This is a genomic window from [Actinomadura] parvosata subsp. kistnae, assembly GCF_900323885.1.
Classification (GTDB): domain Bacteria; phylum Actinomycetota; class Actinomycetes; order Streptosporangiales; family Streptosporangiaceae; genus Nonomuraea; species Nonomuraea composti.
In genome coordinates this window covers 214331-234814 of record NZ_OOHJ01000011.1, presented here as the reverse complement: position 1 = coordinate 234814, position 20484 = coordinate 214331, and the positions used below count along the sequence as shown (strand labels likewise).

Genomic DNA, 20484 nt, shown 5'->3' with positions numbered 1-20484 from the left:
TCGTCCATGACGACCTTCGCCATCGCGGGCCGGCTCACCGTCAACCGCCTCGGGTACGGCACCGGCCAGCTCACCGGCTTCGGCTACTGGGGCGAGCGGCTGCCGCCCGAGGACGCCGTCGCCGTGCTGCGCCGCGCCGTGGAACGCGGCGCCACCCTCATCGACACGGCCGACAACTACGGCCCCGACCTCGCCGAGGAGCTGGTCGCGCGGGCGCTGCACCCGTACGGGGACGGGCTCGTGCTCGCCACCAAGGGCGGCGTGATCAGGACCGGCCCCAACGTGTGGCACATCGACGGGCGGCCCGCGTCGCTGCGCGCCAGGTGCGAGGCCAGCCTGCGCCGCCTGCGCGTCGAGACCGTGGACCTGTACCAGCTGCACCGCATCGACCCCGAGGTGCCGCTCGCCGACCAGCTCGGCACCCTCGCCGAGCTGCGTACGGAGGGCAAGATCCGGCACATCGGCCTCGACACCGTCACGCCGGAGGAGCTGGCCGAGGCCATGACGATCACCGAGATCGCCTCCGTGCAGAACCGCTACAACCTGCTCGACCGGGACTCCGAGCCGGTGCTGGAGCTGTGCGAGGCGCGCGGCCTGGCCTTCCTGCCCTGGTTCCCGCTGGGCAACGGCAAGCTCACCGCCGCCGAGGGCTCCCCGCTCGCCGAGGTGGCCGCCCGGCACGGCGCGACGCCGAACCAGGTCGCGCTCGCCTGGCTGCTGCACCGCTCACCCGTCCTGCTGCCCACGCCCGGCACCGGCTCCCTCGCCCACCTGGAGGAGAACATGGACGCCGCCGCCCTCCGCCTCACCGACCAGGACATGGAGGCGCTGGCGGGAGCCGCCGCCTGAGACTCGCGGGCGGGTCCCTCGGCCGGTGTCCGGCTCAATGCTCGCGGGCGGGTCCCTCGGCGGTGTCCGGCTCAATGCTCGCGGGCGGGGACCGACCAGCTGCGGCGGGCGTTCAGCGTCGCCGGCTCGAAGCCGGCCAGCTTCTTGTAGTGCAGCGCGATCTCCTCGCGCTCGGCCAGCGGCAGGACGTCCTCGATGTCGGCGAAGCCATCGGGGGCGCGCTGGTGCGCCAGCCTCAGGATGACCTCGGGCCCGTCGCCGCGGTTGGCCAGCACGATGGTGCTCGTCACCGGCCGGCGCTGCTCCTCGTAGAACTTCAGGCCCTGGCCGGTGCCCAGCGCGTACGCCAGCACCCGCGCGTCGATCACCGCCTGGGTGCCGCCGTTCGAGCCGGTCGGATACATCGGGTGCGCCGCGTCGCCCATCAGCGTCACCCTCTCCGTCGACCAGTACGGTAACGGGTCGCGATCGACGAGCGGATACTCGAACACCTGGTGCGCGCCCGCGATGAGCGCCCGCACGTCCAGCTCGTCGCAGTGCCAGCCCTCCACGTGGGGCAGCACCCGCTCCACGCCGATGGGCCGGTTCCAGTCGCCCCGCGGCACCCCTTCCACGTGCGCGGCGCGCTGGATGGCCCAGTTGATCAGCTGGGTGCCGTCGTCCCCGGGCGGCGCGATGGGGTAGATGACGAGCTTCTGGGTGCTGTCGCCGACCATGAGCATGGACCTGCCGGTCATGAACGGCCGCGCGTACGTGGTGCCGCGCCACAGCACGTCACCGCCCGGCAGCGGCTCGCCCTCGTCCGGGAACAGCGCCTGCCTGACGCTGGAGCGGATGCCGTCGGCGCCGACCAGCAGGTCCGCGTCGTGGTCGAGGCTCGTGACGGGGGAGCCCAGCACCACCGCGCCGGGGCCGAGGCGCTCGCGTACGGCCTCCAGCAGCATCATCTGCAGCCGGCCCCGGTGGATCGAGTACTGCGGCCACCGGTAGCCGGCCGCGAGCCCGCGCGGCTCGGACCAGATGCGCTGCCCGCGCGCGGTGAGGAAGGTCAGGTCCGCGGTCGCCACCCCGATCCGGGCCAGCCGGTCGCCGAGGCCGAGCTCGATCAGCTCGCGGATGGCGTGCGGGAGGATGTTGATGCCGACGCCCAGCGGGTGCAGCTCCTCCACCGCCTCGTGGACGGTGACGTCGGTGATGCCGGCGGCGTGCAGGCTCAGGGCGGCGGTCAACCCGGCGATGCCGGCGCCGGCGATGACCACGCGCATGAACGGTCTCCTCGAAGCCGTCTGGCAGGACACGGTCGATCCGTTCGTAAAGATACTTGAGCCGGTCTTGGCCGGCCAGGGCTCGCATGGCATGCCGCTTCGCCGTGGCCGCCCGTCCGGCGTCGTGACCAGGACCGGTATCGTCCCGGAAAGGCCCGATACCACCCTGCGGAAAGGCGGCGACCATGCCCGAGCCGACCGGCGCTGCTCCCACGAGCCCGGCCGCCAGGACGCCGCGATGACCCTTTCCGGCGCGGACGTCGAACCCTTCCGGGGCGAGCTGGTGGCGTACTGCTACCGGATGGTGGGCTCGTTCCACGAGGCCGAGGACCTGGCGCAGGAGACGGTGCTGCGCGCGTGGAAGGCGCGGGAGCGGTACGACCCCGCCCGCGCGTCCGTGCGGACCTGGCTGTACCGGATCGCGACCAACGTCTGCCTGACCGCGCTGGAGGGCCGCGCGCGCCGGCCGCTGCCGTCCGGGCTCGGCGCGCCCGGCGACGACCCCGGGGCGCCGCTCACGCCGGCCTTCGACATCCCGTGGCTGCAGCCGTTCCCCGACGCCCGCTTCGACGTGGACGCGCGGGCCGGCCTGCGGCTCGCGCTGGTGGCGGCCATGCAGACGCTGCCCCCACGGCAGCGGGCCGTGCTCGTGCTGCGCGAGGTCCTCGAGTTCACCGCCGCCGAGGTGGCCGGCCAGCTCGGCACCACGGTCCCCGCCGTCAACAGCGCCCTGCAGCGCGCCCGCGCCGCCCTCGCGGACGCCGGCGAGAGCACCGGCCTCGCCGAGGTCGGCGAGCCGGACGACCCCAAGGTGCGCGAGGTGATCGAGCGGTACATGCGGGCGTTCGAACGGGCCGACGTCCCCGCGCTCGTCCGGCTCCTCACCGACGACGCCGTCCTGGAGATGCCGCCCGTGCCGCTGTGGTACCGGGGCAGCCGCGACTACGGCCTCTTCATGCGCCGCGTGTTCGACCTGCGCGGCGGCGGCTGGCGCCTCAGCCGCCTGACCGCCAACGGCCAGCCCGCGCTGGCCGCGTACGCCCCCGAGCCCGGCGGCGGGCACCGCCTGCACACGCTCCAGGTCTTCACCGTCACCGGCGACCGGATCGCGCGCAACGTCGTGTTCGCCGATCCCGCCGTGTTCGAGGCTTTCTTCGATTCGTCCGACCTGCCGCGATGAGTCCGGCCGATGCCGCCGGTACGTACCGGCGAGCATCGACCGAAGGGAACCTCCACCGTGAGCGTCATCGTCATCGCATTCATCACCCTGGACGGGATCGTGTCCGACCCGGACGGCTCCGCCGGCACCCCGGCCGGCGGCTGGGCGTTCCGGCACGGGCCGCAGACCGTCGCCGGCGACAAGTTCCGGCTCGGCAGCGTCCTCGACGACGGCGTCCTGCTGCTGGGCCGCCGCACCTGGGAGCTGTTCTCGCGGATCTGGCCCGGCCGCGACGACCCGTTCGCCGCCCGCATGAACGCTGTGCCGAAACTGGTCGCCTCCCGCACGCTGACCGACACCTCGGCCTGGGCCGGCTCGCAGGTCATCGAGGACGACCTCATCGACGCCGTCAAGCGCGAGCGGCGGGATGTGATCATCACCGGCAGCCTCAGCGTCGTCCACGCGCTGATGGCCGAGGACCTGATCGACGAGTACCGGCTGCTGACCTTCCCCACCGTCCTCGGCACCGGCGACCGCCTCTTCCCCGACGGCGGGCCGGCCGCGTACCTGCGGTGCCTGTCGGCCGAACCGGCCGGCGCCGCCGTCCTGACCCGCTACGGGCGGGACGGCGGCTCTGAAGGGGACGGCTCTGCAGGGGGCGGCTCTGAAGGGGACGGCTCTGAAGGGGACGGCTCTGAAGGGGGCGGCGGCCCGGCCCGCCGGTAAATATCGGGCGCCCGGCGGCGGGCAGCCGCTACCGTGCCTCCATGGTGCACGAGCGATATGTCCCCTCCGGGCCGCTGCGGATCTGGACGGAGCGGATCGGGGATCCGGGGCGGCCCGCCGTCCTGATGATCATGGGGTCGGCCGCCCAGAGCGTCAGCTGCCCTGACGCGCTGGTCGGCCGGCTGGTCGAACGCGGGGTCCAGGTGATCCGGTTCGACCACCGGGACACCGGCCGCTCCAGCACCGTCGACTTCGACGCGCACCCGTACACGATCGGGGACCTCGCCCGCGACTGCCTGGCCGTCCTCGACGGCTACGACCTCGACTCCGCGCACGTCGCCGGCACCTCACTCGGCGGCATCCTCGCGCAGTGGCTGGCCGTGCACGCCCCCCACCGGGTCCGCTCCCTGACCGTGATCTCCAGCTCGCCGATGGGCCACGACCCGGGCCCGGTGTGGGCCCGCGCCCGGGCCGGGGAGCCGGCCGACCCCGACGACCTGCCGCCGCCCACCCCGGCCTACCTCGCTCACCTGGCCGCCGGGTTGCCGCCGGGCCTGGAGTCCGACGTGGCCCTGTTCCGGGTCTTCAACGGGCCCGTCCGGCCGTTCGACGAGCCGGCCGCGCGGGCGATGCTGGAGCTGGCACTGTCGCGCGCCGCCGACCCGGCGGCCGCCGCCCACCACCACCGGGCCGTGTGGCTGGACGAGCCCGGCCTGCTCGCCCCGCTGTCGTCCATCACCGCGCCGACCTCGATCGTGCACGGCGACCACGACCCGCTCTACCCGCTCGCCCACGGCGAGGCGCTGGCGGCCGCCATCCCGGGCGCGGCCCTGCACGTCGTGCCCGGGATGGGCCACGTCATGACGTCACCCGGCCTGCCCGAGGAGGTCGCCGACCTGATCCGGCTGTGACCCGCCGCCCGCCGCGATCGTTCCCAGGCCGGCGGGTACGCGGCGGCGAGCAGGACCTCGCGGTCCACGTCCTGCTGAGCCGTGCTCGTGGCGGCGGGGACGGAGCTCACGACCAACGCGCAGGCGACGGCGGCACCGCCGAGGACGGCCTCCGATGATCCTGACCGAAGCGCAACCAAGACCGCCGTGAGGGAGCCGTCCAGCCTGTACGGCGATGTCCGCCCACGTCGCCCCGGCCCTGGACGCTCTCCATGGCCGTCCTCCGGCCAGGCGGCGGCCCGCTGCGGGCGACCACTGGACGATCTCGGACAAAACCCCCTGGCTGGTCAACGTGCGGCGCCCTACCAAGGCCTTCAGAGAAAGGTCCGACGGACCAAGTCCCTCACGGAGGCACTCAATGCATATTCGCTCAAGGCGACGCATCACGTACGCCGCCCTGGCCGGCGTGCTGGCGCTCGGCGGAACGGGGCTCACCATAGGGGTCGCGACGGCACAACGCGAGACCGACGACCCGGATCTGGCCATGGTGAAGGAGGCGGCGAAGAAGGACGACTCCCTCACGACCACCACCTCGAAGGAGGACACGGAGTCGGAGTCGGAGTCGGAGGAGATCAGCGTCGCGGACGAGCCCGACGACCATGCCGAGTCCGACACCTCATCCACGGACGACTCCGCTTCGGACGACGCGGACGCGGAGGCGGAGTCGAACACGGACACCGAGACCGAGACCGAGACCGAGACCGAGACCGAGACCGAGACCGGGACCGGGACCGGGACCGGGACCGACTCTGACGCCGACTCCGACTCCGACGCCGACTCCGAGCAGGCCGACGGCGTCGAGATAACGGACAAGACCGACACCGAAGACAGCACTGACGATGGGGAGATGGCCGCCGGAGAGGAACAGTCCGCCACCGACCTCACCGAGGAGCAGGCCCGCTGCCCGTTCACCACGATCTACAAGGGCAGCGTCAAGCAGATGCTGATCAAGCGTGAGGGCGTGCGGACGAAGGCGTACAACGCCGGCGAGAAGACCAAGAAGGGCAAGAACCGCAACATCATCACCATCGGGATCGGCTTCAACCTCAGCCGCGGCGACGCCCGGACCATCGTCAACCGCGTCCTGAGCGAGACCACCCCGCCGTCCGAGCAGGACGACATCAAGTCCGGCAAGGCGTTCGACGACCTCAAGGCCGGCGTGACCGAACTGACCGAAGAGCAGGTCAACGCGCTGTTCGAGGTCTCGTACGAGGAGGCCAAGGACCTCGTCACCCGCCGCGGCATCGAAAGCTTCGACAAACTGCCCCGCTCGGTGCAGGCGGCGTTGATCGACGTGGCGTTCATGCGCCCCGGCAACATCAACGACATCGCCGACGAGGTCAACCTGGGCACCCAAGCGGCCCTGGCCAAGAAGCAGCCGTTGACCAGCGCCAACTACGGCCCGGCCGCCAAACACCTGGAAACCTTCGGCCGCATCGCCGCCAAGCGCGGCCAGGCAGGCAACAAGACTCGCTTCGACCAGGACGCCGCAATGCTCCGCAACAAGTGCTGACCCCGCACCCCTAAAGCACCATGGGGTCGTGCCCGCAGTCCCTCTCGGGACCGGCGAGCACGACCCTTCCTTATGCCCGCCTCCGCCCACCGCCAGCCCACCCAGGCCGCCATCCGCTCGGCGGGACGATGCGCGACGGTATCCGGCGCTGGGCGGTCGGCGCTTGACCCCGGTCGCGCGTCATCCGGCTGGACGCCGTTGCGCGTGCCGGACTCCACCGCGCCACACCCCACCGACGCGCCGCCCGGAGGGCGGGGGTTGCCGGGGGAGAGGTGTGCCACCACACGCCATGTGCGTGCCCGTCGTCGTGGGGCGCCGCGTCGGCGGGATGGTGTGCGGCGGTCTCCGGCGCTGGGCGGTCGGCGCCTGGCCCGGTCGCGCGTTGTCCGGCTGGGCGCCGTTGTGTGCGCCGGGCTCCGCCGTGCCGCACCCCGCCGACGCGGCGCTCGGAAGGCGTGTGCTGCCGTGCTGCCCAGGGCTGTCGGCTGCGCGCTTGCCGCCTCCGCGTCTGAGACGCTGGCTGTGCGCTTGCCGCCACCGCTGGCCCCGAGATGCTGGTGCGCCCTTGCCGCTGCTGCACCCGAGACACCGCATGCTTGCTTGTCGCCGTCGCGACCGAAGTGTCGCCTGCGTGCGGCCCTGCCGTACAGGCGAGACGCCGGCACACGCGCGCCACCATGTGCACGCCCGTCGTCTTGGGGCGCCGCGTCGGCGGGACGGTGTGCGGCGGTCTCCGGCGCTGGGCGGTTGGCGCCTGGCCCGATCGCGCGTTGTCCGGCTGGGCGCCGTTAGGTGCGCCGGGCTCCACCGCGCCGCACCCCGCCGACGCGGTGCTCGGAGGGCGGGGGTTGCCGGGGGGCGAGGTGCCACCACGCCATGTGCGTGCCCGTCGTCTTGGGGCGGCGCGTCGGCGGGATGGTGTGCGGCGGTTTTCGGCGCTGGGGGGTTGGCGCCTGGCCCGATCGCGCGTTGTCCGGCTGGGCGCCGTTAGGTGCGCCGGGCTCCACCGCGCCGCAGCCCGCCGACGCGGTGCTCGGACGGCGGGCGTTGCTGCGCCGCTGCAGGTTCGCACGCGCCAGCCCTTGCGCGACGCCCATGCCGCACTCCGCCGATAGGGCGCTTGGAAGGTGGCGAGGTGTGGACGGCCAGGAAGGCCGGGAGCGCCGGACAAAGGGCAGGGGCGCGACCGGGGGTGACGGCGGGCCCGTCCCCTGGACATCGGCACGGGGCGATGGACAACGTCCTCACCTGGCTGGTCATCGCCCAGCCCCGTACTCAGGAAGTCGCTGGAAACATTCCGACGCGTTTCGGTTCCCGGGCAAGGGTCTCCGGATCGAAGACAGGGGGCCGGTGCCTGCCGAGCGCGTCACCATGGGAAGGGGAAACACAGGTGAGAGCACCTTCGAAGCTTCGTCTTGCGGTGGCCGGCCTGGCGGTCGGCGGTGTGCTGGCCGGTGGCGGTCTCGCCGCGGGGCCGGCGCAGGCGCAGGCGGACGATCCGTTCGGGTTCGGCGGTTCGTCCGGCGGCAGTTCGTTCGACTTCGGGCTGACACAGCCTCAGCCGGGTACGGGTACGGGCAGTGGCGGGTCCGGCTCGGGCGGGTTCGGCGACTTCCTCAAGGATCTCGGCAAGGACCTGGGCAAGCAGCTGAGCAGGGAGGCGCTGGACAAGCTGCTCAACCGCAACAAGAACAACAACACCACGACCCCTACGCAACCTGGGGCGACGGCCCCGGCCGAGGACGGTACGGTCTCGTCGGGTGAGGTGGATCTGACGCAGCAGCTGCCCAGCACGACGGCGGCGGGCCGGCGGGTTCCGGAGTCGGTCGAGAAGGTGCTGCGCGAGGCCGGCATCAGCATCGTGGACTGGATCATCAAGCGGCAGCCGGGCAGCAGGCGCGCCGGTTTCGGGTCGTACCGGGAGCCGGAGCGGTACTTCCGTCCGGAGCTGCAGCGGCAGTTCTGCCGGGTGCCCGGGAACGTGCGCCTGTTCGGTACGACGGTCCGCAACGGCCGGTTCGCGCCGACGAACTTCATCGGCGGCGACAACCTGGGCCGCACGCTGGTCCTCGGCCGGAACTCGTTCCTGGCGCCGTCGGGGAACAAGCTGAAGAGGTTCAGCACGGTCAACTACGTGTTCGTGTCGCGCAAGGGTGCCGAGGTGCTGCGCCCGCAGCCGCGCGTGGCGAAGAACACGGTGCTGGAGGACCGCGTCAGGTACTCGACGGACTTCCTGAAGAGGGGCGTCAAGTACACGGTGGTCGTCCGGTACGTCAACACCTGTAACGAGCCGGTCGTGGATGTGATCGGCAAGGTCAGGCGGCGATAGCCGGAGGTTCCGGTTCGTCGTGCGGGGTGGCCCCCGAAGCGTGGGGGGCCGCCCCGCTGTCGCGTACGAGGCCGTCCGGATTGTGCCGATGGGGGAGATCCGTGGGGTGCGCGCCCACGAATAGGGGCCGACAGCTTCATCTCGTCAGGGGGCACGATGATCCATCAGGACACCACCACCAGGGGCAGGCGGGAACGCCCGGTCCCGCCCGGCCCGCTCCAGGAGTTCGCCCAGGGGTTGCGCGACCTGCGGATGGCGGCGGGCAATCCGAGCTACCGGGCCATGGAGCGCAAGGCGGGTTACTCGTCGTCGGCACTGTCCGCGGCCGCGTCGGGGGACCGGCTGCCGAGTCTGGCGGTCACGAAGGCGTACGTGGGGGCGTGCGGCGGCGACCAGGACGCGTGGGCCAGGACGTGGAACGCGCTGCGGGAGGAACTGGACAACAAGCCGCACGACGGGGACTCGACCGGGCGCCCGCCGGCCGGGCGCCGGGCACGGCGGATGCGACTGGACGGGGGCGTCGTCAAGCTGTCGGCGCTCCTCGTCGCGGTCGGCGTGGCGGGACTGGCCACGGCCGGCGCGTTACGGAACGACCTGCTCTTCCGCGCCATCTCGACCACGGAGGACGGCAAGGCGCAGCCGCGGGAGAGCCGCCCGTCGTTCACGGCGGTGGCCGGGCCGGGCTGCCCGCGCGACACCACGCGCAGCGTGCGCATCGACGGCATGCCGGGCCGCGACGGCTGGAAGGACGCGGCCGCGTCCGGCTGGACCGGAGCCGGGTGCGGGGACAGCTTCCTGTTCTCGGAGCTGAAGCCGCGCGGGGCCGCGAACCCGCGCAACTCCTTCCAGTGGCGTTTCACCACGGGCCTGCGCGGCCCGCACCAGTGCACGTTGACGGTCTACGTCCCGAAGTCGGAGCTGGCGGGGCAGCGCGTCTGGTACACGGTGAGCGACGGGTTCGACGAGGAGGCGCGTACGGTGGGGGAGTTCACCCTCGACCAGAGCGTGCGGCAGGGCCAGTGGGTCCCGGCGCCGGCGCCTGTCATGGTCACGACCGGCCTGGTGATCGTGCAGATCACCGACACGGGTCGCGGCAACGCCACGGGCGACCAGGCCATGGCGGCCGGCCCGGTGCGGCTGTCCTGCCTCTGATCCGCCGCCCCGATGGCGTTCCCGCAGGCTGCTGGGGGGTATCACAGGCGAGAGGTGTGACCATCGGGGGGAGGTCACAGATGGGCAGGGCCAGGAACGGCGGGCGCTGCGGCCTGGCGTTCGAGGTGCTCGATCCCGCACCGGTGGGCGTGGCCGTCACCAGCGGCTCCGACCACCGGCTGCTCTACACGAACGCGATGTATCGGGCACAGTTCGGCGAGATACCGATGGGGTTCCCGCTGGAGAAGGCGTTTGCCGAATTCGTCCAGAGACGTTACGGAAAGCTGTTCGACCAGGTGTACACGACGGGCGAGCCCGTGGTCCTCGACGCGGACCCGGTGCAACTGGACGGCGAGGAGCGGTTCTTCACCTCCAGCCTGTCGCGGGTCTCGCTGGGGCCCGGCGAGCACGGCGTGCTGGTGGTGACGACGGAGGTCACCGAGCAGATCAACGCCACGCGCGAGTTCCGCGCGATCGCCGACGAGCGCAGCCGCATCCTGCGGCGCTACGAGAGCCTGATGCGGGTCAGCGCGGAGATCATCTGGGTGGCCGGCCCGGAGGGCGAGGTGATCGAGCCGAGCCCGAGCTGGCGGCGGGTGACGGGCCAGCCGTGGGAGGAGTTCCGCGGGCAGGGCTGGCAGCGGATGCTGCATCCCGACGATCGCGCGCCGACGATGGAGGCGTGGTGGCGGGCGGTGCACGGCGGCGCGGACGTCTGGGAGCAGGTCTACCGGCTGCGCACCGCCGACGGCTGCTACCGGCACTTCCGCGCGCAGGCCGTGCCGATCAGGGAGAACGGCCGGGTCGTCGAGTGGGTGGGCACCTGCACCGACATCGAGCAGCAGTGGCGCGACCGGCGGCGCCAGCAGATCCTCGACCGGGCGAACGCGGCCACGGCCGACCTCACGAGCCTGCCGGAGATGCTGGGCGCGCTCGTCGACGTGATCGTCCCGGAGCTGGCCGACGGCTGCGGCGTGCACCTCATCACCGACCTGACCAGCATCAGGCAGGCGGGGGTGCCGTTCGTGGTGGAGCGGCTGGCCACCGCCGCCCGCAGCGGCCTGCGGCGGCTGCCGCCGTACAGTGAGGAGCATCTGCCCGCCGACAACGCGCTGGTCAGGGCGGTGCGGCAGCGGCGCCCGCTGCTGAAGATCTTCCCGAAGGGCGCGCCGCCGGACAATCTCGCGCCCGCCGAGTTCCAGGCGTGGCTGGAGGCGAACGAGGCCAACAGCCTGCTGACGCTGCCCGTCGTCGTGGACGGCGCGGTCCCCGCCGTCGTGAGCGCCGTGACCTGCGGCGACCGGGCGCCGATCGGCTGGGACGACATCGAGGTGCTGGGCGAGATCTTCGACCACGCGCACGACGCGCTGAGCAACGCCATCCGCTTCCAGCGCGCCCAGCAGGTCGCGCTGGCCCTGCAGCACAGCCTGCTCGCCGAGCCGCCGCGCCTGCCCGGCCTGGAGATCACGGCCCGCTACCAGGCGAGCCCGTCGGCGGCGGAGGTGGGCGGCGACTGGTACGACTCGTTCGTGCTGCCCGACGGGGTGACCGTCGTGGCCATCGGCGACGTGGCCGGCCACGACCTGGGCGCCGCCGTCGTCATGAGCCAGCTCCGCAACATGCTGCGCGCCCTCGCGATGGACCGCTGCGAGCCTCCCGGCGAGATCCTGACCCGCCTGAACCTGGCGATGGAGTCACTGGCGGAGGAGGTGACGGCCACGTGCGCGCTGGCCCGGGTCGAGCAGGCCGACGGCGGTGGCCACCAGCTCCACTACGCCGTCGCCGGCCATCCGCCGCCCCTGCTGGTCAGCGCCGACGGGGAGAGCTCCTTCCTGGACGGCGCGACCAGCCCGCTGCTGGGCTTCCGGCACGAGGGCATGTGCGCCTCGGAGGTCCGGCCGCTGCCGCCGGGCAGCACGTTCCTGCTGTACACGGACGGTCTCGTGGAGCGCGCGGGCGAGCATCTGGACCGGGGGCTGGAGCGGCTGCGCCGGCTGGCGGGCACGCTGGCGGCCGAGCCGATCGACGCCTTCTGCGACAACCTGCTCAGCGGCCTGCCCACCACGGGCCTGGACGACATCGCGGTGATCGCGCTGCGGCTGCCTCCCGCGCCGTAGTGTGGAGCCGTGCCGGACGACGTGACGGAGTGGCTGGCGGCCCGGGCCGTACCGCTCGCGAGTCTCGACCCGGGCGCAGGCCCGGCCGGGCTCCGGCCGCTGAAGGCCGTGTTCCAGGGCGTGCGGCTGGTGGGGCTGGGCGAGGCCACGCACGGCAGCGCGGAGTTCTTCCTGCTCAGGTGGCGGCTGACGGAATTCCTGATCAAGGAGCTGGGCTTCACCACGCTCGCCATCGAGGCGAGCGCCGCCGCCGCGCGGGCCGTGGACGCCTACACCGCCGGCGGCCAGGCGATCCCCGCGAGGCGCTGGCCGGGCTGGGCTTCTGGACGCTGAACACCGCCGAGATGCTGACGGTGCTCCAGCGGCTGCGCGAGCACAACCGCACCGCCGACCGCCCCGTCCGCTTCGTCGGGATCGACCCGCAACACCCCATGATGGCGCTGGCGGAGCTGCGCGCCTGCCTGGGCAAGGCCGCCGCCCCGCTGCTCGACCCGCTCGGCGACCTGGGCGCCTCGGGGTTCCTGCGGCAACTGGACCGGCAGGTCGAGGCGGACGCGCGGCGCCTGGAGGAGTACGTGAACGAGCACGGCCCGCCCGAGGCGCGCGAGCCCGCCCGCATCGTGCGCCAGTTCGCCGACGTGGCGAGCCGGCCCTACGCCCACGCCGACCCGGCCCGCACCCTCGGCGTCGCCCGCGACCGCTACATGGCGGAGAACGTCGCCCTGCTCATGGCCGACCCCGGCGCCAAGGTCGCCGTGTGGGCGCACAACGCCCACATCACGAAACGGGCCCGCGCCGCCCCCGTGATGGGCACGCACCTGGCCCGCACGTTCGGCGCCGCGTACTACGCGCTCGGCCTGCTGTTCGGGCACGGCGAGTTCCGCGCCCACCGGCGCCGGTTCGGCCGGCTCGTCCGCGGCGGCCCGGTCCGCTTCCGCGTCCCCCCGGCCGACACGGGCCGCAACGTGGAGGCCCGCCTGTCCGCGGCCCATCCCGGCGACCACGTGGTGGACCTGCGCGGCGGCGACCGCCCCGAGCCGGTGTCCGCCTGGCTCGCCGCCCCCGGCGAGCTGCGCTCCTTCGGCGCCGTCGCCCGGCGCCTGACCGCCCGGCGCACCTTCACGCCGACGGTGCTCGCCGAGGCGTTCGACGGCCTCGCCTTCCTCGACCGGGTCGGCGGCTCCACCCCGTTATGACGCCCCTGGATAGGATGCGCGCATGAGCACCGAGCAGGCAGGTGGTGACAACCTGGGCTGGACGCTCGGGGTGCTGCTGCGGGCCTACCAGAGCACGGTCGTGGCCGTGATCGGCGATCTGCCGCACGGGCCGCGCGGGTACCAGACGCTGGCCGCCGTCGTCGGCGGGGAGCATCCCACGCAGCTCGCGCTGGCCGCGCACCTGGGCATCGACCGCACCGTGCTGACCTACCTCCTCGACGACCTGGTGGAGGCCGGGCTGGTGGAGCGCCGGCTCAACCCGGCCGATCGCCGGCGGCGGCGGATCGTGGTGACCGACAAGGGGGAGCGCACGTTCCGGGAGCTGGAGCGGCGGGTGCGGGAGGCCGAGGACCGGCTGCTCGGGGCGCTCGGCGCGGACGAGCGCGAGACGTTCCGGCGGCTGCTGGCCCGGGTGGCCCGCGAGGTGCAGGACATCGATCCCGTCACCGACCCCTGTGACGTGGCCGAGGAGATGCTGGCGGACGGGCGCTGACCCCGCCGGAATGCCCGCAGGCAATGTGCTGTTGTGCAACTCGTCTGGAGCGGAGATAGTCTGCTCCACAACACATCTGCCTGGCTCGGGCGGAGGAGGGACAGCACACCATGCCTGACTACGGGCACGACCTGATGTTCGGGTCCTTCATCACGCCGGCGAACGCCTCGCCGCAGGACGTCGTCGCGCTGGCACAGGAGTCGGAGGCCGCCGGGCTCGACCTGGCCACCTTCCAGGACCACCCCTACCAGGCGGCGTTCCTCGACACCTGGACGCTGCTGTCGTACGTCGCCGCCCGCACGGAGCGCATCCACCTGTCGGGCAACGTGATCAACCTTCCGCTCCGCCCGCCGGCCGTGCTTGCCAGGGCCGCGGCGAGCCTCGACCTGCTCAGCGGCGGCCGGTTCGAGCTCGGGCTCGGCGCGGGCGGCTTCTGGGACGCCATCGAGGCCATGGGCGGCCGCCGCCTGAGCCCCGGCCAGGCCGTGGACGCCCTCAGCGAGGCCATCGACGTCATCCGCGGCGTCTGGGACGCGGGCAACCGGGCCAGGCTCCGCGTGGCCGGCACCTACTACCAGGTCGACGGCGCCAAGCGCGGGCCCGCCCCGGCGCACGACATCGGGATCTGGCTGGGCGCGTACAAGCCGAAGATGCTCCGCCTCACCGGCGCCAAGGCCGACGGCTGGCTGCCGTCCCTGCCGTACCTGCAGAGCCTCGACCAGCTCGCCGACGCCAACGCGACCATCGACGCCGCCGCGGCGGAGGCCGGGCGCGCGCCCGCCGCGATCCGCCGCCTGCTCAACATCACCGGCCGCTTCGGCGCCGCGCCCAGCGACCGGCTGCTGTCGGGGCCGCCCGAGCAGTGGGCCGAGCAGCTCGCGGTGCTGACGCTGGAGTACGGGATGTCCGGCTACGTCCTCATGGCCGACGACGCCGGCACCATCCGCACGTTCGGCGAGCAGGTCGCGCCCCGGGTGCGGGAGCTCGTCGCCAAGGAGCGCGGCACCGTGGAAGCGGGGCGATGAGCGGTGGACCATGGTCATCCGCTGCGGCTCGGCGTGCTGCTCACGCCCGGTGCCGGCGCGGCGGTGGAGCGGGCGCGGCTCGCTGAGGAGCTGGGCTACGATCTGGTCGCCGTCCGGGACGAGCCCGCGGGCGTCGATCCGTGGACGTTCCTGAGCTGGGTCGCCGCCCGCACCGAACGCGTCCGCCTGCTCGCGGGCGCTCCCGGAGCGGCGGGCCCGGTGGGCAACGCCGCGGTGCTGGCGCGGGCCGCCGCCAGCCTCGACCTGCTCTCGGGCGGGCGCGTCGAGCTGGGCCTGGGCGTGTCCGGCGGGCTGGACGAGGCCATCGACGTCATCCGCGGCATCTGGGCGGCGAACGTGCGCTCGCCCCTGCACGTCGAGGGCCGGCACCATCGCGTGACGGGCGCCGAACGCGGCCCCGCGCCGGCGCACGAGATCCCGCTCTGGATCGCCGCTCCCGCCGACGACCAGGACGCGCTGCGCCTGGCCGCCGCCAAGGCCGACGGCTGGCTGCGCACCACCCCTGACCCGCTCACCGGCGAGGCGGCGAACGCGCTGATCGACGGGACGGCCAGGGCGGAGGGACGGGACCCGCGCGAGCTGCGCCGCCTCACCGTCGTCACCGACCCCTCCGACCAGCTCGTCCCCCTGGTCACGACCGGTGGCTTCAGCACCCTGCTCCTCGCCACCGACGACGAGGAGAGCCTGCGCCGCTTCGCCGCCGAGGTAGCCCGGCCCTGCGCGCGGCCAGGGGAGAGCCGGCCGGCCGCACGCCGCGCAGCGTGTTCGTGCGCCGCCACCGCCGCGAGGGCATCGACTACGACGCCGTCCCCGAAGCCCTCGCCGCCTCGGCCGTCGAGCCGGGGGACGCCGCCTACGCCCGCGTCCGCTCCACGTACCTGCGTGGCGGTTCGCCCGGTCTCGTCCTGCGGCCGGGCACGCCGGAGGAGGTGGGCCAGGCCGTGCGCTTCGCCCGTACGCAGCCGGTCAAGCTGTCGATCCGCAGCGGCGGGCACGGCATCAGCGGCCGCTCGACCAGCAACGGCGGCATCGTCATCGACGTGTCCCGCCTCGACTCCGTCGAGCTGGTCGACAAGGCCACCCGCCGGATCCGCGTCGGCCCGGGCGCCCGCTGGGGCGACGTCGCCGCCGCGCTCGCCCCGCACGGCTGGGCGCTCACCTCCGGCGACTACGGCGGGGTGGGCGTCGGCGGCCTGGCCACGGCGGGCGGCATCGGCTGGTTCGTCCGCGAGTACGGGCTGACGATCGACCGCCTGCGCGCCGTGGACATCGTGCTGGCCGACGGCGGCCTCGTGCACGCCGACGACGAGGAGAACGCCGAGCTGTTCTGGGCGGTACGCGGCGCGGGGGCGAACTTCGGGATCGTCACCGCGTTCGAGTTCGAGGCGCACGAGGGCGGCGAGGTCGGGTTCGGCCAGTTCGTGCTGGACGCCACCGACACGGCGGGCTTCCTGCAACGGTGGGGCGCCGTCATGGAGGCGGCCCCACGCGACCTGACGAGCTCGCTCATCATCGGCCAGGCCCGCCCGGGGCAGCCGCTCATCGCCCAGATCATGGCGGTCGTGCACTCCGGCGACGCCGAGACGATCATCAACCGGCTGCAGCCGATCGCCGCCACGGCGCCGCTGCTGGACCACGCGATCCAGGTGCTGCCGTACGAGGCGATCATGCAGGTGCCGCACGGCCCGCACGACGCCCAGGGCGAGCCCGTGACCAGGGCGGGCCTCGCCGACCACCTCACGCCGGAGCTGGCCGCCGCGGCGGCGCGGCTCGTGGCGAGCGGCCGCACGTACTTCTTCCAGATCCGCGCCGCCGGCGGCGCCGCCTCCGACGTGCCCCCGGACGCGACCGCGTACGCGGGCCGCTCGGCGAACTTCTCGCTCGTGGCGTTCGGCCCCGGCCGGCGGGCCCTCGACGAGATGTGGGACGGCATGCTGCACCACTTCTCCGGCCAGTACATCAACTTCGAGACCGACCAGCGGCCCGAGCGCGTCGAGGAGGCGTACCCGGAGCCGACGCTGAGCCGCCTGCGCGCGCTCAAGCGCCGCTACGACCCGGCGAACGTGTTCCGCGACAACTTCAACATCACCCCGTCCGCCCCCTGATCGCGGCGACGCCGCGCACCGCGATCACCGGCGCCCTACGCTGGATCACAGACGCCAACCCTTGGAGCGGCGATGCGTGCGGGCGTGCGAGCGAAGGCGGCGGCCGGGCTGCTCATCGTCCTGTCACTTCCGGCCGGGCTCGCGGCGGGGCTCGGCGCGCTGTGGGCCGGCGCCGCCGTCACCGGCAACCGGTACGTCGCCCTGGCCGCGGGCGCGGCGGCGATGGGCGGGGTCGCGTGGTGGATGTGCCGGTCGGCGATGCGTCACGTGACACGCCCACCCTTGTTACGGGGCGCGGTGCCGGTCGCGGTCGCCGCCGTCGAGCTGGCCGTGGCCGCGATTCCCGTCGGCGGCCTGCTGTTCGGCGGCCCGCCGTCCACCCCGATGGCGGCCGGGCCCGGCACCGGTCACTGGGACCTGCCGACCGGCTCGCGCATCGCCTACACGCGCACCCCCGCGCAGGGCGAGCGGCGCAGGGACACGCCGGTGATCCTCGTGCACGGCGGCCCCGGCGCACCCGACACCGAGCCGTCGCCGCTCGCGCCCGCCCTCGCCGCAGAAGGCTTCGACGTGTACGCCTACCACCAGGTCGGCGCCGGCCGCTCCAGCCGCCTGCCCGACGTCACCGGCTACACCCTCGCCCGCCACGTCGCCGACCTCGACGCCGTCAGGGCCGCGACCGGCGCCGAGCGCGTCGTGCTGGCCGGCGTCTCCTGGGGCGCCCAGCTCACCGCCGCGTACCTGGCCGCGCACCCGGACCGGGTGGCCCGCGCGGTCGTCGCCTCGCCCGGCACCATGTGGTCCCCCGCCTACCCCGGCAACCGGCAGCTCACCGACAGCGGGCTGCGCGACCAGGACACGGCGGTGCGCGACCGGCACCCGCGCCTGCTGCTCGCGCACCTGCTCATCCAGCTCGCGGGCCCGCGCGTCACCCACGCCCTGCTGCCCGACGAGGCGATGGACGGCGAGTTCGAGTCGCTCGTCGGCGACCTCGACCTGAGCTCCGGATGCCCGGGACGGCCGCTGCGGCAGCGCCCGGCGGGGGCGGGCTTCTGGGCCAACGCGATGAGCGCGAACGACGCCCGCCGCGCCCCCGACCCCCGCCCCGCGCTGCGCGAGGTGACGGTGCCCGTGCTGGTGCTGCGCGGCACGTGCGACTACCTGCGCCCCGAGGTGGCCCGCGAGTACGCCGACGTGCTCCCGAACGCCGTCTTCCACGCGATCGACGGCGCCGGCCACGACCTCGCCCACGACCGCCCGGACACCTACCGCGACCTGGTCACGACGTTCCTGCGCGAGTGAGAGGCCGTCAGGCCCGGCGCAGCAGGAGCGTGACGAACCCGAGCACGCCCCGATACCCCTTCAGCCACATGTCACGGTGCTCGCGGGCGGCCGACAGCGCCGCCTCGCCGTCCGGGCCGGGATGGTCGAGGGCCCAGCGGGTGAGGCTGCCGGTCCACGACCACTCGTACTCGTCCCACTCGCCGAGCGTGCTGGTGTGCGCGTGAACGGTGGCGTACCCGGCGCCCTCCGCCCGCTCCGCCGTCCCGGCCAGGTCGGCGTACTCGCCGGGCTCGGCGTCGAGCAGGGCGAGCAGCTCGGGCGTGGGCGGCCGCTCCCAGAAGCCCTCGCCGACCAGCGCGAGCCCGGCGGGCCGCAGGTGGCCGCGCACCGCGTCCAGGGCCGGCGCGAAGCCGCCGAAGGCGTGCGTGGCGCCCACGCACAGCACCAGGTCGTACGGCTCGTCGGCGGCGAAGTCGGCGGCGGGGCCGTGGTGCAGCCGCAGCCGGTCGGCCACCCCGCGCCGCCCGGCCTCCTCGACGGCCTCGGCGAACCCGGTGTCGGAGATGTCCACCCCGTCGGCCGTCGCGTCGGGGTACAGCGACAGCGCCCTGACCAGCCACGCCGCCGAGCCGCACCCCAGGTCGAGGATGCGGGCCCGCGCGGGTGGCTTCGCCCGCACGAGCAATCGCTCCAGGCTCTCCTCGCTGACGGGCGCGGCGATGGGGTGGTCGGCGTGGGCGAGATGGCTGATCAGCTGGCGTTCCATCCGGCGCAATATGCCGTACGGGAGGTCACGGCGGCAAAGGAGTATTCGCGCGCGGCGCGTCACACTTCCCGCGCGGGATCCGTCATATCCGTGCCCCGGGACCGACCGGGGCCAGTGATGAGATGGAGAGACATGACGAACACGGATCTGCGCGCCGCGGTACGGGGCCGGGTGCTGCTCCCGGGCGACGACGGTTTCGAGGAGGCGGCGAAGCCGTGGAACCGGTCGGTGCGCCAGCCGGTGGCCGCCGTCGTGGAGCCCGCCGACGTTGACGGCGTGGCGGACACGGTCCGGTACGCGGCCAGGACCGGCCTGACCGTGGCCGCGCAGCCCAGCGGCCACGGCGCCTCGGGCGACACCGACGGCGTCATCCTGCTGCGCACCGGCCGGCTCGGCGGTGTAGACGTGCGACCGGAGGAGCGGGTGGCCAGGGTGGGCGCCGGCGTCAAATGGGGCGAGGTGCTGGCCGCGACCGGCCCGCTCGGCCTGACCGGCCTCGCCGGCAGCAGCCCCGTCGTGAGCGTGACCGGCTACACGCTCGGTGGCGGCCTGAGCTGGTTCGGCCGCCGGTACGGGTTCGCGTCCGACAGCGTGCGCGCGTTCGAGGTGGTACGCCCGGACGGCGAGCCCGCCACGGTGACCGCGGACTCCGACCCGGACCTGTTCTGGGCGCTGCGCGGCGGCGGCGGCGACTTCGCCGTGGTGACGGCGATCGAGTTCGGCCTGCACCCGGCGCCCGCCCTGTACGGAGGCCGGATGATGTGGCCGGGCCACCGCACCCGCGAGGTGTTCGAGGCGTTCCGCGAGATCACCGCCGAGGCGCCCGACGAGCTGTCGGTGTGGTTCAACCGCTTCCAGTTCCCGCAGGGCCCGCCCATGGTGGCCGTGGACGTCGCCTTCCTCGGCGAGGAGGGCGAGGGCCGCGCGCTGCTCGCCCGCCTGGACAAGATCGACGACGTGCTCGCCGACAAGCGCGGCCCGCTGCCCGTCGCGAACCTGGGCGCCATCACCGACGAGCCCACCGACCCGGCGCTCAGCCGCTCCCGCGCCGAGCTGCTCAACGGCCTCGACGACGCCGCGGCGACGGTGCTGCTGGACACGCCGCTGGAGCCGGTGCTCGCCGTGCAGGTCAGGCACCTGGGCGGCGCCCTCGCCGGCGCCCGCCCGGACGCGGGGCCGAGCGGGCCCGTCACGGAGCCGTACCTGCTCTACCTGCTCGGCCTCGCGCTCGACCCGGAGCTGTCGGCCGCCGTGGGCGCCCGGCAGGAACGCTTCGCCGGTGAGCTGGGGGCGCTGGTCAGCGGGCGCAAGCCGTACACGATGCTGGGGCCGGGCGACCGCGCGGCGGCGGCCTTCACCGAGGGGGACCTGGCGCGGCTGCGGGACATCAAGCGGGCCCGCGACTCGCACGGCGTCCTGCGCGCCAACTTCCCCGTTCTCGCCTGACCTATCCGCGCTCCGGGGCGGGCGCCCGAGCCCGCCCCGGAGTTTCCGAGCCCGCCCCGGAGGGACG

The 20484-nt window shown here is 73.9% G+C and carries 17 protein-coding genes and 2 pseudogenes; 16 read left to right on the top strand and 3 right to left on the bottom strand.

Annotated features, from left to right (window positions below; all coding sequences use genetic code 11):
* Nucleotides 1-6: 6 nt before the first annotated feature.
* Nucleotides 7-849 carry an aldo/keto reductase gene (locus tag KIS93_RS11755; protein WP_080040087.1) on the top strand — a complete coding sequence of 281 codons (843 nt, stop codon included), beginning with the start codon at nucleotides 7-9 and terminating at the stop codon, nucleotides 847-849.
* Nucleotides 850-920: 71 nt separating this feature from the next.
* Here the strand turns inward: KIS93_RS11755 and KIS93_RS11750 are convergent, their stop codons facing one another.
* Nucleotides 921-2114, bottom strand: coding sequence for a flavin-dependent oxidoreductase (locus KIS93_RS11750; protein ID WP_080040086.1), 1194 nt, complete (start codon nucleotides 2112-2114; stop codon nucleotides 921-923).
* A 166-nt stretch (nucleotides 2115-2280) separates the two neighbouring features.
* Here KIS93_RS11750 and KIS93_RS11745 point away from each other — a divergent pair, with 166 nt between their 5' ends.
* From KIS93_RS11745 to KIS93_RS11730, 4 genes are all read left to right on the top strand, one after another.
* A complete protein-coding gene (locus KIS93_RS11745; RefSeq protein WP_418115089.1) occupies nucleotides 2281-3294 on the top strand; it encodes an RNA polymerase subunit sigma-70 in 1014 nt (337 codons plus the stop codon).
* A gap of 57 nt (nucleotides 3295-3351) precedes the next feature.
* Nucleotides 3352-3999, top strand: coding sequence for a dihydrofolate reductase family protein (locus tag KIS93_RS11740; RefSeq protein WP_080040085.1), 648 nt, complete (start codon nucleotides 3352-3354; stop codon nucleotides 3997-3999).
* Between the two features lie 41 nt (nucleotides 4000-4040).
* Nucleotides 4041-4910, top strand: a complete 870-nt coding sequence (locus KIS93_RS11735; RefSeq protein WP_080040084.1) for an alpha/beta fold hydrolase — start codon at nucleotides 4041-4043, stop codon at nucleotides 4908-4910.
* Nucleotides 4911-5307: 397 nt separating this feature from the next.
* A complete protein-coding gene (locus tag KIS93_RS11730; RefSeq protein WP_080040083.1) occupies nucleotides 5308-6462 on the top strand; it encodes a lysozyme family protein in 1155 nt (384 codons plus the stop codon).
* 788 nt (nucleotides 6463-7250) lie between these two features.
* Here KIS93_RS11730 and KIS93_RS11725 read toward each other — a convergent pair.
* A complete protein-coding gene (locus KIS93_RS11725) occupies nucleotides 7251-7559 on the bottom strand; it encodes a hypothetical protein (RefSeq protein WP_186404111.1) in 309 nt (102 codons plus the stop codon).
* A 293-nt stretch (nucleotides 7560-7852) separates the two neighbouring features.
* Between KIS93_RS11725 and KIS93_RS11720 the strand changes: the two genes are divergently transcribed.
* The 10 genes and pseudogenes from KIS93_RS11720 (at nucleotide 7853) to KIS93_RS11685 (ending at nucleotide 18223) form a co-directional block, all read left to right on the top strand.
* Entirely contained in the window at nucleotides 7853-8791 is a 939-nt protein-coding gene (locus tag KIS93_RS11720) for a hypothetical protein (RefSeq protein WP_155127867.1), read from the top strand.
* Nucleotides 8792-8947: 156 nt separating this feature from the next.
* The gene (locus tag KIS93_RS11715; protein ID WP_080040080.1) at nucleotides 8948-9943 is read left to right on the top strand and encodes a hypothetical protein; all 996 of its coding nucleotides are present in this window, start codon (nucleotides 8948-8950) and stop codon (nucleotides 9941-9943) included.
* An 80-nt stretch (nucleotides 9944-10023) separates the two neighbouring features.
* The gene (locus KIS93_RS11710) at nucleotides 10024-12060 is read left to right on the top strand and encodes a SpoIIE family protein phosphatase (RefSeq protein WP_080040079.1); all 2037 of its coding nucleotides are present in this window, start codon (nucleotides 10024-10026) and stop codon (nucleotides 12058-12060) included.
* Between the two features lie 9 nt (nucleotides 12061-12069).
* The gene (locus KIS93_RS65025; protein WP_246005256.1) at nucleotides 12070-12393 is read left to right on the top strand and encodes a hypothetical protein; all 324 of its coding nucleotides are present in this window, start codon (nucleotides 12070-12072) and stop codon (nucleotides 12391-12393) included.
* Nucleotides 12366-13256, top strand: a complete 891-nt coding sequence (locus KIS93_RS11705) for an erythromycin esterase family protein (RefSeq protein WP_246005269.1) — start codon at nucleotides 12366-12368, stop codon at nucleotides 13254-13256. Before KIS93_RS65025 ends, KIS93_RS11705 begins: the two co-directional genes overlap by 28 nt.
* Nucleotides 13257-13278: 22 nt before the next feature.
* Entirely contained in the window at nucleotides 13279-13770 is a 492-nt protein-coding gene (locus tag KIS93_RS11700; RefSeq protein WP_080040077.1) for a MarR family winged helix-turn-helix transcriptional regulator, read from the top strand.
* 110 nt (nucleotides 13771-13880) lie between these two features.
* Nucleotides 13881-14771 (top strand): annotated as a pseudogene (locus KIS93_RS11695) (LLM class flavin-dependent oxidoreductase); the annotation flags it as partial.
* A 27-nt stretch (nucleotides 14772-14798) separates the two neighbouring features.
* Nucleotides 14799-15344, top strand: a pseudogene (locus tag KIS93_RS65020) (LLM class flavin-dependent oxidoreductase); the annotation flags it as partial.
* 233 nt (nucleotides 15345-15577) lie between these two features.
* Nucleotides 15578-16921 (top strand): FAD-binding oxidoreductase, encoded by a 1344-nt coding sequence (locus KIS93_RS65015; protein ID WP_246005255.1) that lies wholly within the window; start codon nucleotides 15578-15580, stop codon nucleotides 16919-16921.
* Nucleotides 16922-16993: 72 nt separating this feature from the next.
* Nucleotides 16994-18223, top strand: coding sequence for an alpha/beta fold hydrolase (locus KIS93_RS11685; RefSeq protein WP_080040074.1), 1230 nt, complete (start codon nucleotides 16994-16996; stop codon nucleotides 18221-18223).
* A 7-nt stretch (nucleotides 18224-18230) separates the two neighbouring features.
* Here the strand turns inward: KIS93_RS11685 and KIS93_RS11680 are convergent, their stop codons facing one another.
* Nucleotides 18231-18971, bottom strand: coding sequence for an SAM-dependent methyltransferase (locus KIS93_RS11680; RefSeq protein WP_080040073.1), 741 nt, complete (start codon nucleotides 18969-18971; stop codon nucleotides 18231-18233).
* A 132-nt stretch (nucleotides 18972-19103) separates the two neighbouring features.
* Here KIS93_RS11680 and KIS93_RS11675 point away from each other — a divergent pair, with 132 nt between their 5' ends.
* Entirely contained in the window at nucleotides 19104-20417 is a 1314-nt protein-coding gene (locus KIS93_RS11675; protein ID WP_080040072.1) for an FAD-binding oxidoreductase, read from the top strand.
* Nucleotides 20418-20484: the final 67 nt, after the last annotated feature.

Coding starts and splice junctions, on each gene's coding strand:
- KIS93_RS11755 (WP_080040087.1), top strand. CDS start 7: ATGACGACCTTCGCCATCGCGGGCCGGCTCACCGTCAACCGCCTCGGG.
- KIS93_RS11750 (WP_080040086.1), bottom strand. CDS start 2,114: ATGCGCGTGGTCATCGCCGGCGCCGGCATCGCCGGGTTGACCGCCGCC.
- KIS93_RS11735 (WP_080040084.1), top strand. CDS start 4,041: ATGGTGCACGAGCGATATGTCCCCTCCGGGCCGCTGCGGATCTGGACG.
- KIS93_RS11730 (WP_080040083.1), top strand. CDS start 5,308: ATGCATATTCGCTCAAGGCGACGCATCACGTACGCCGCCCTGGCCGGC.
- KIS93_RS11725 (WP_186404111.1), bottom strand. CDS start 7,559: ATGGGCGTCGCGCAAGGGCTGGCGCGTGCGAACCTGCAGCGGCGCAGC.
- KIS93_RS11715 (WP_080040080.1), top strand. CDS start 8,948: ATGATCCATCAGGACACCACCACCAGGGGCAGGCGGGAACGCCCGGTC.
- KIS93_RS11710 (WP_080040079.1), top strand. CDS start 10,024: ATGGGCAGGGCCAGGAACGGCGGGCGCTGCGGCCTGGCGTTCGAGGTG.
- KIS93_RS11700 (WP_080040077.1), top strand. CDS start 13,279: ATGAGCACCGAGCAGGCAGGTGGTGACAACCTGGGCTGGACGCTCGGG.
- KIS93_RS11685 (WP_080040074.1), top strand. CDS start 16,994: ATGCGTGCGGGCGTGCGAGCGAAGGCGGCGGCCGGGCTGCTCATCGTC.
- KIS93_RS11680 (WP_080040073.1), bottom strand. CDS start 18,971: ATGGAACGCCAGCTGATCAGCCATCTCGCCCACGCCGACCACCCCATC.
- KIS93_RS11675 (WP_080040072.1), top strand. CDS start 19,104: ATGACGAACACGGATCTGCGCGCCGCGGTACGGGGCCGGGTGCTGCTC.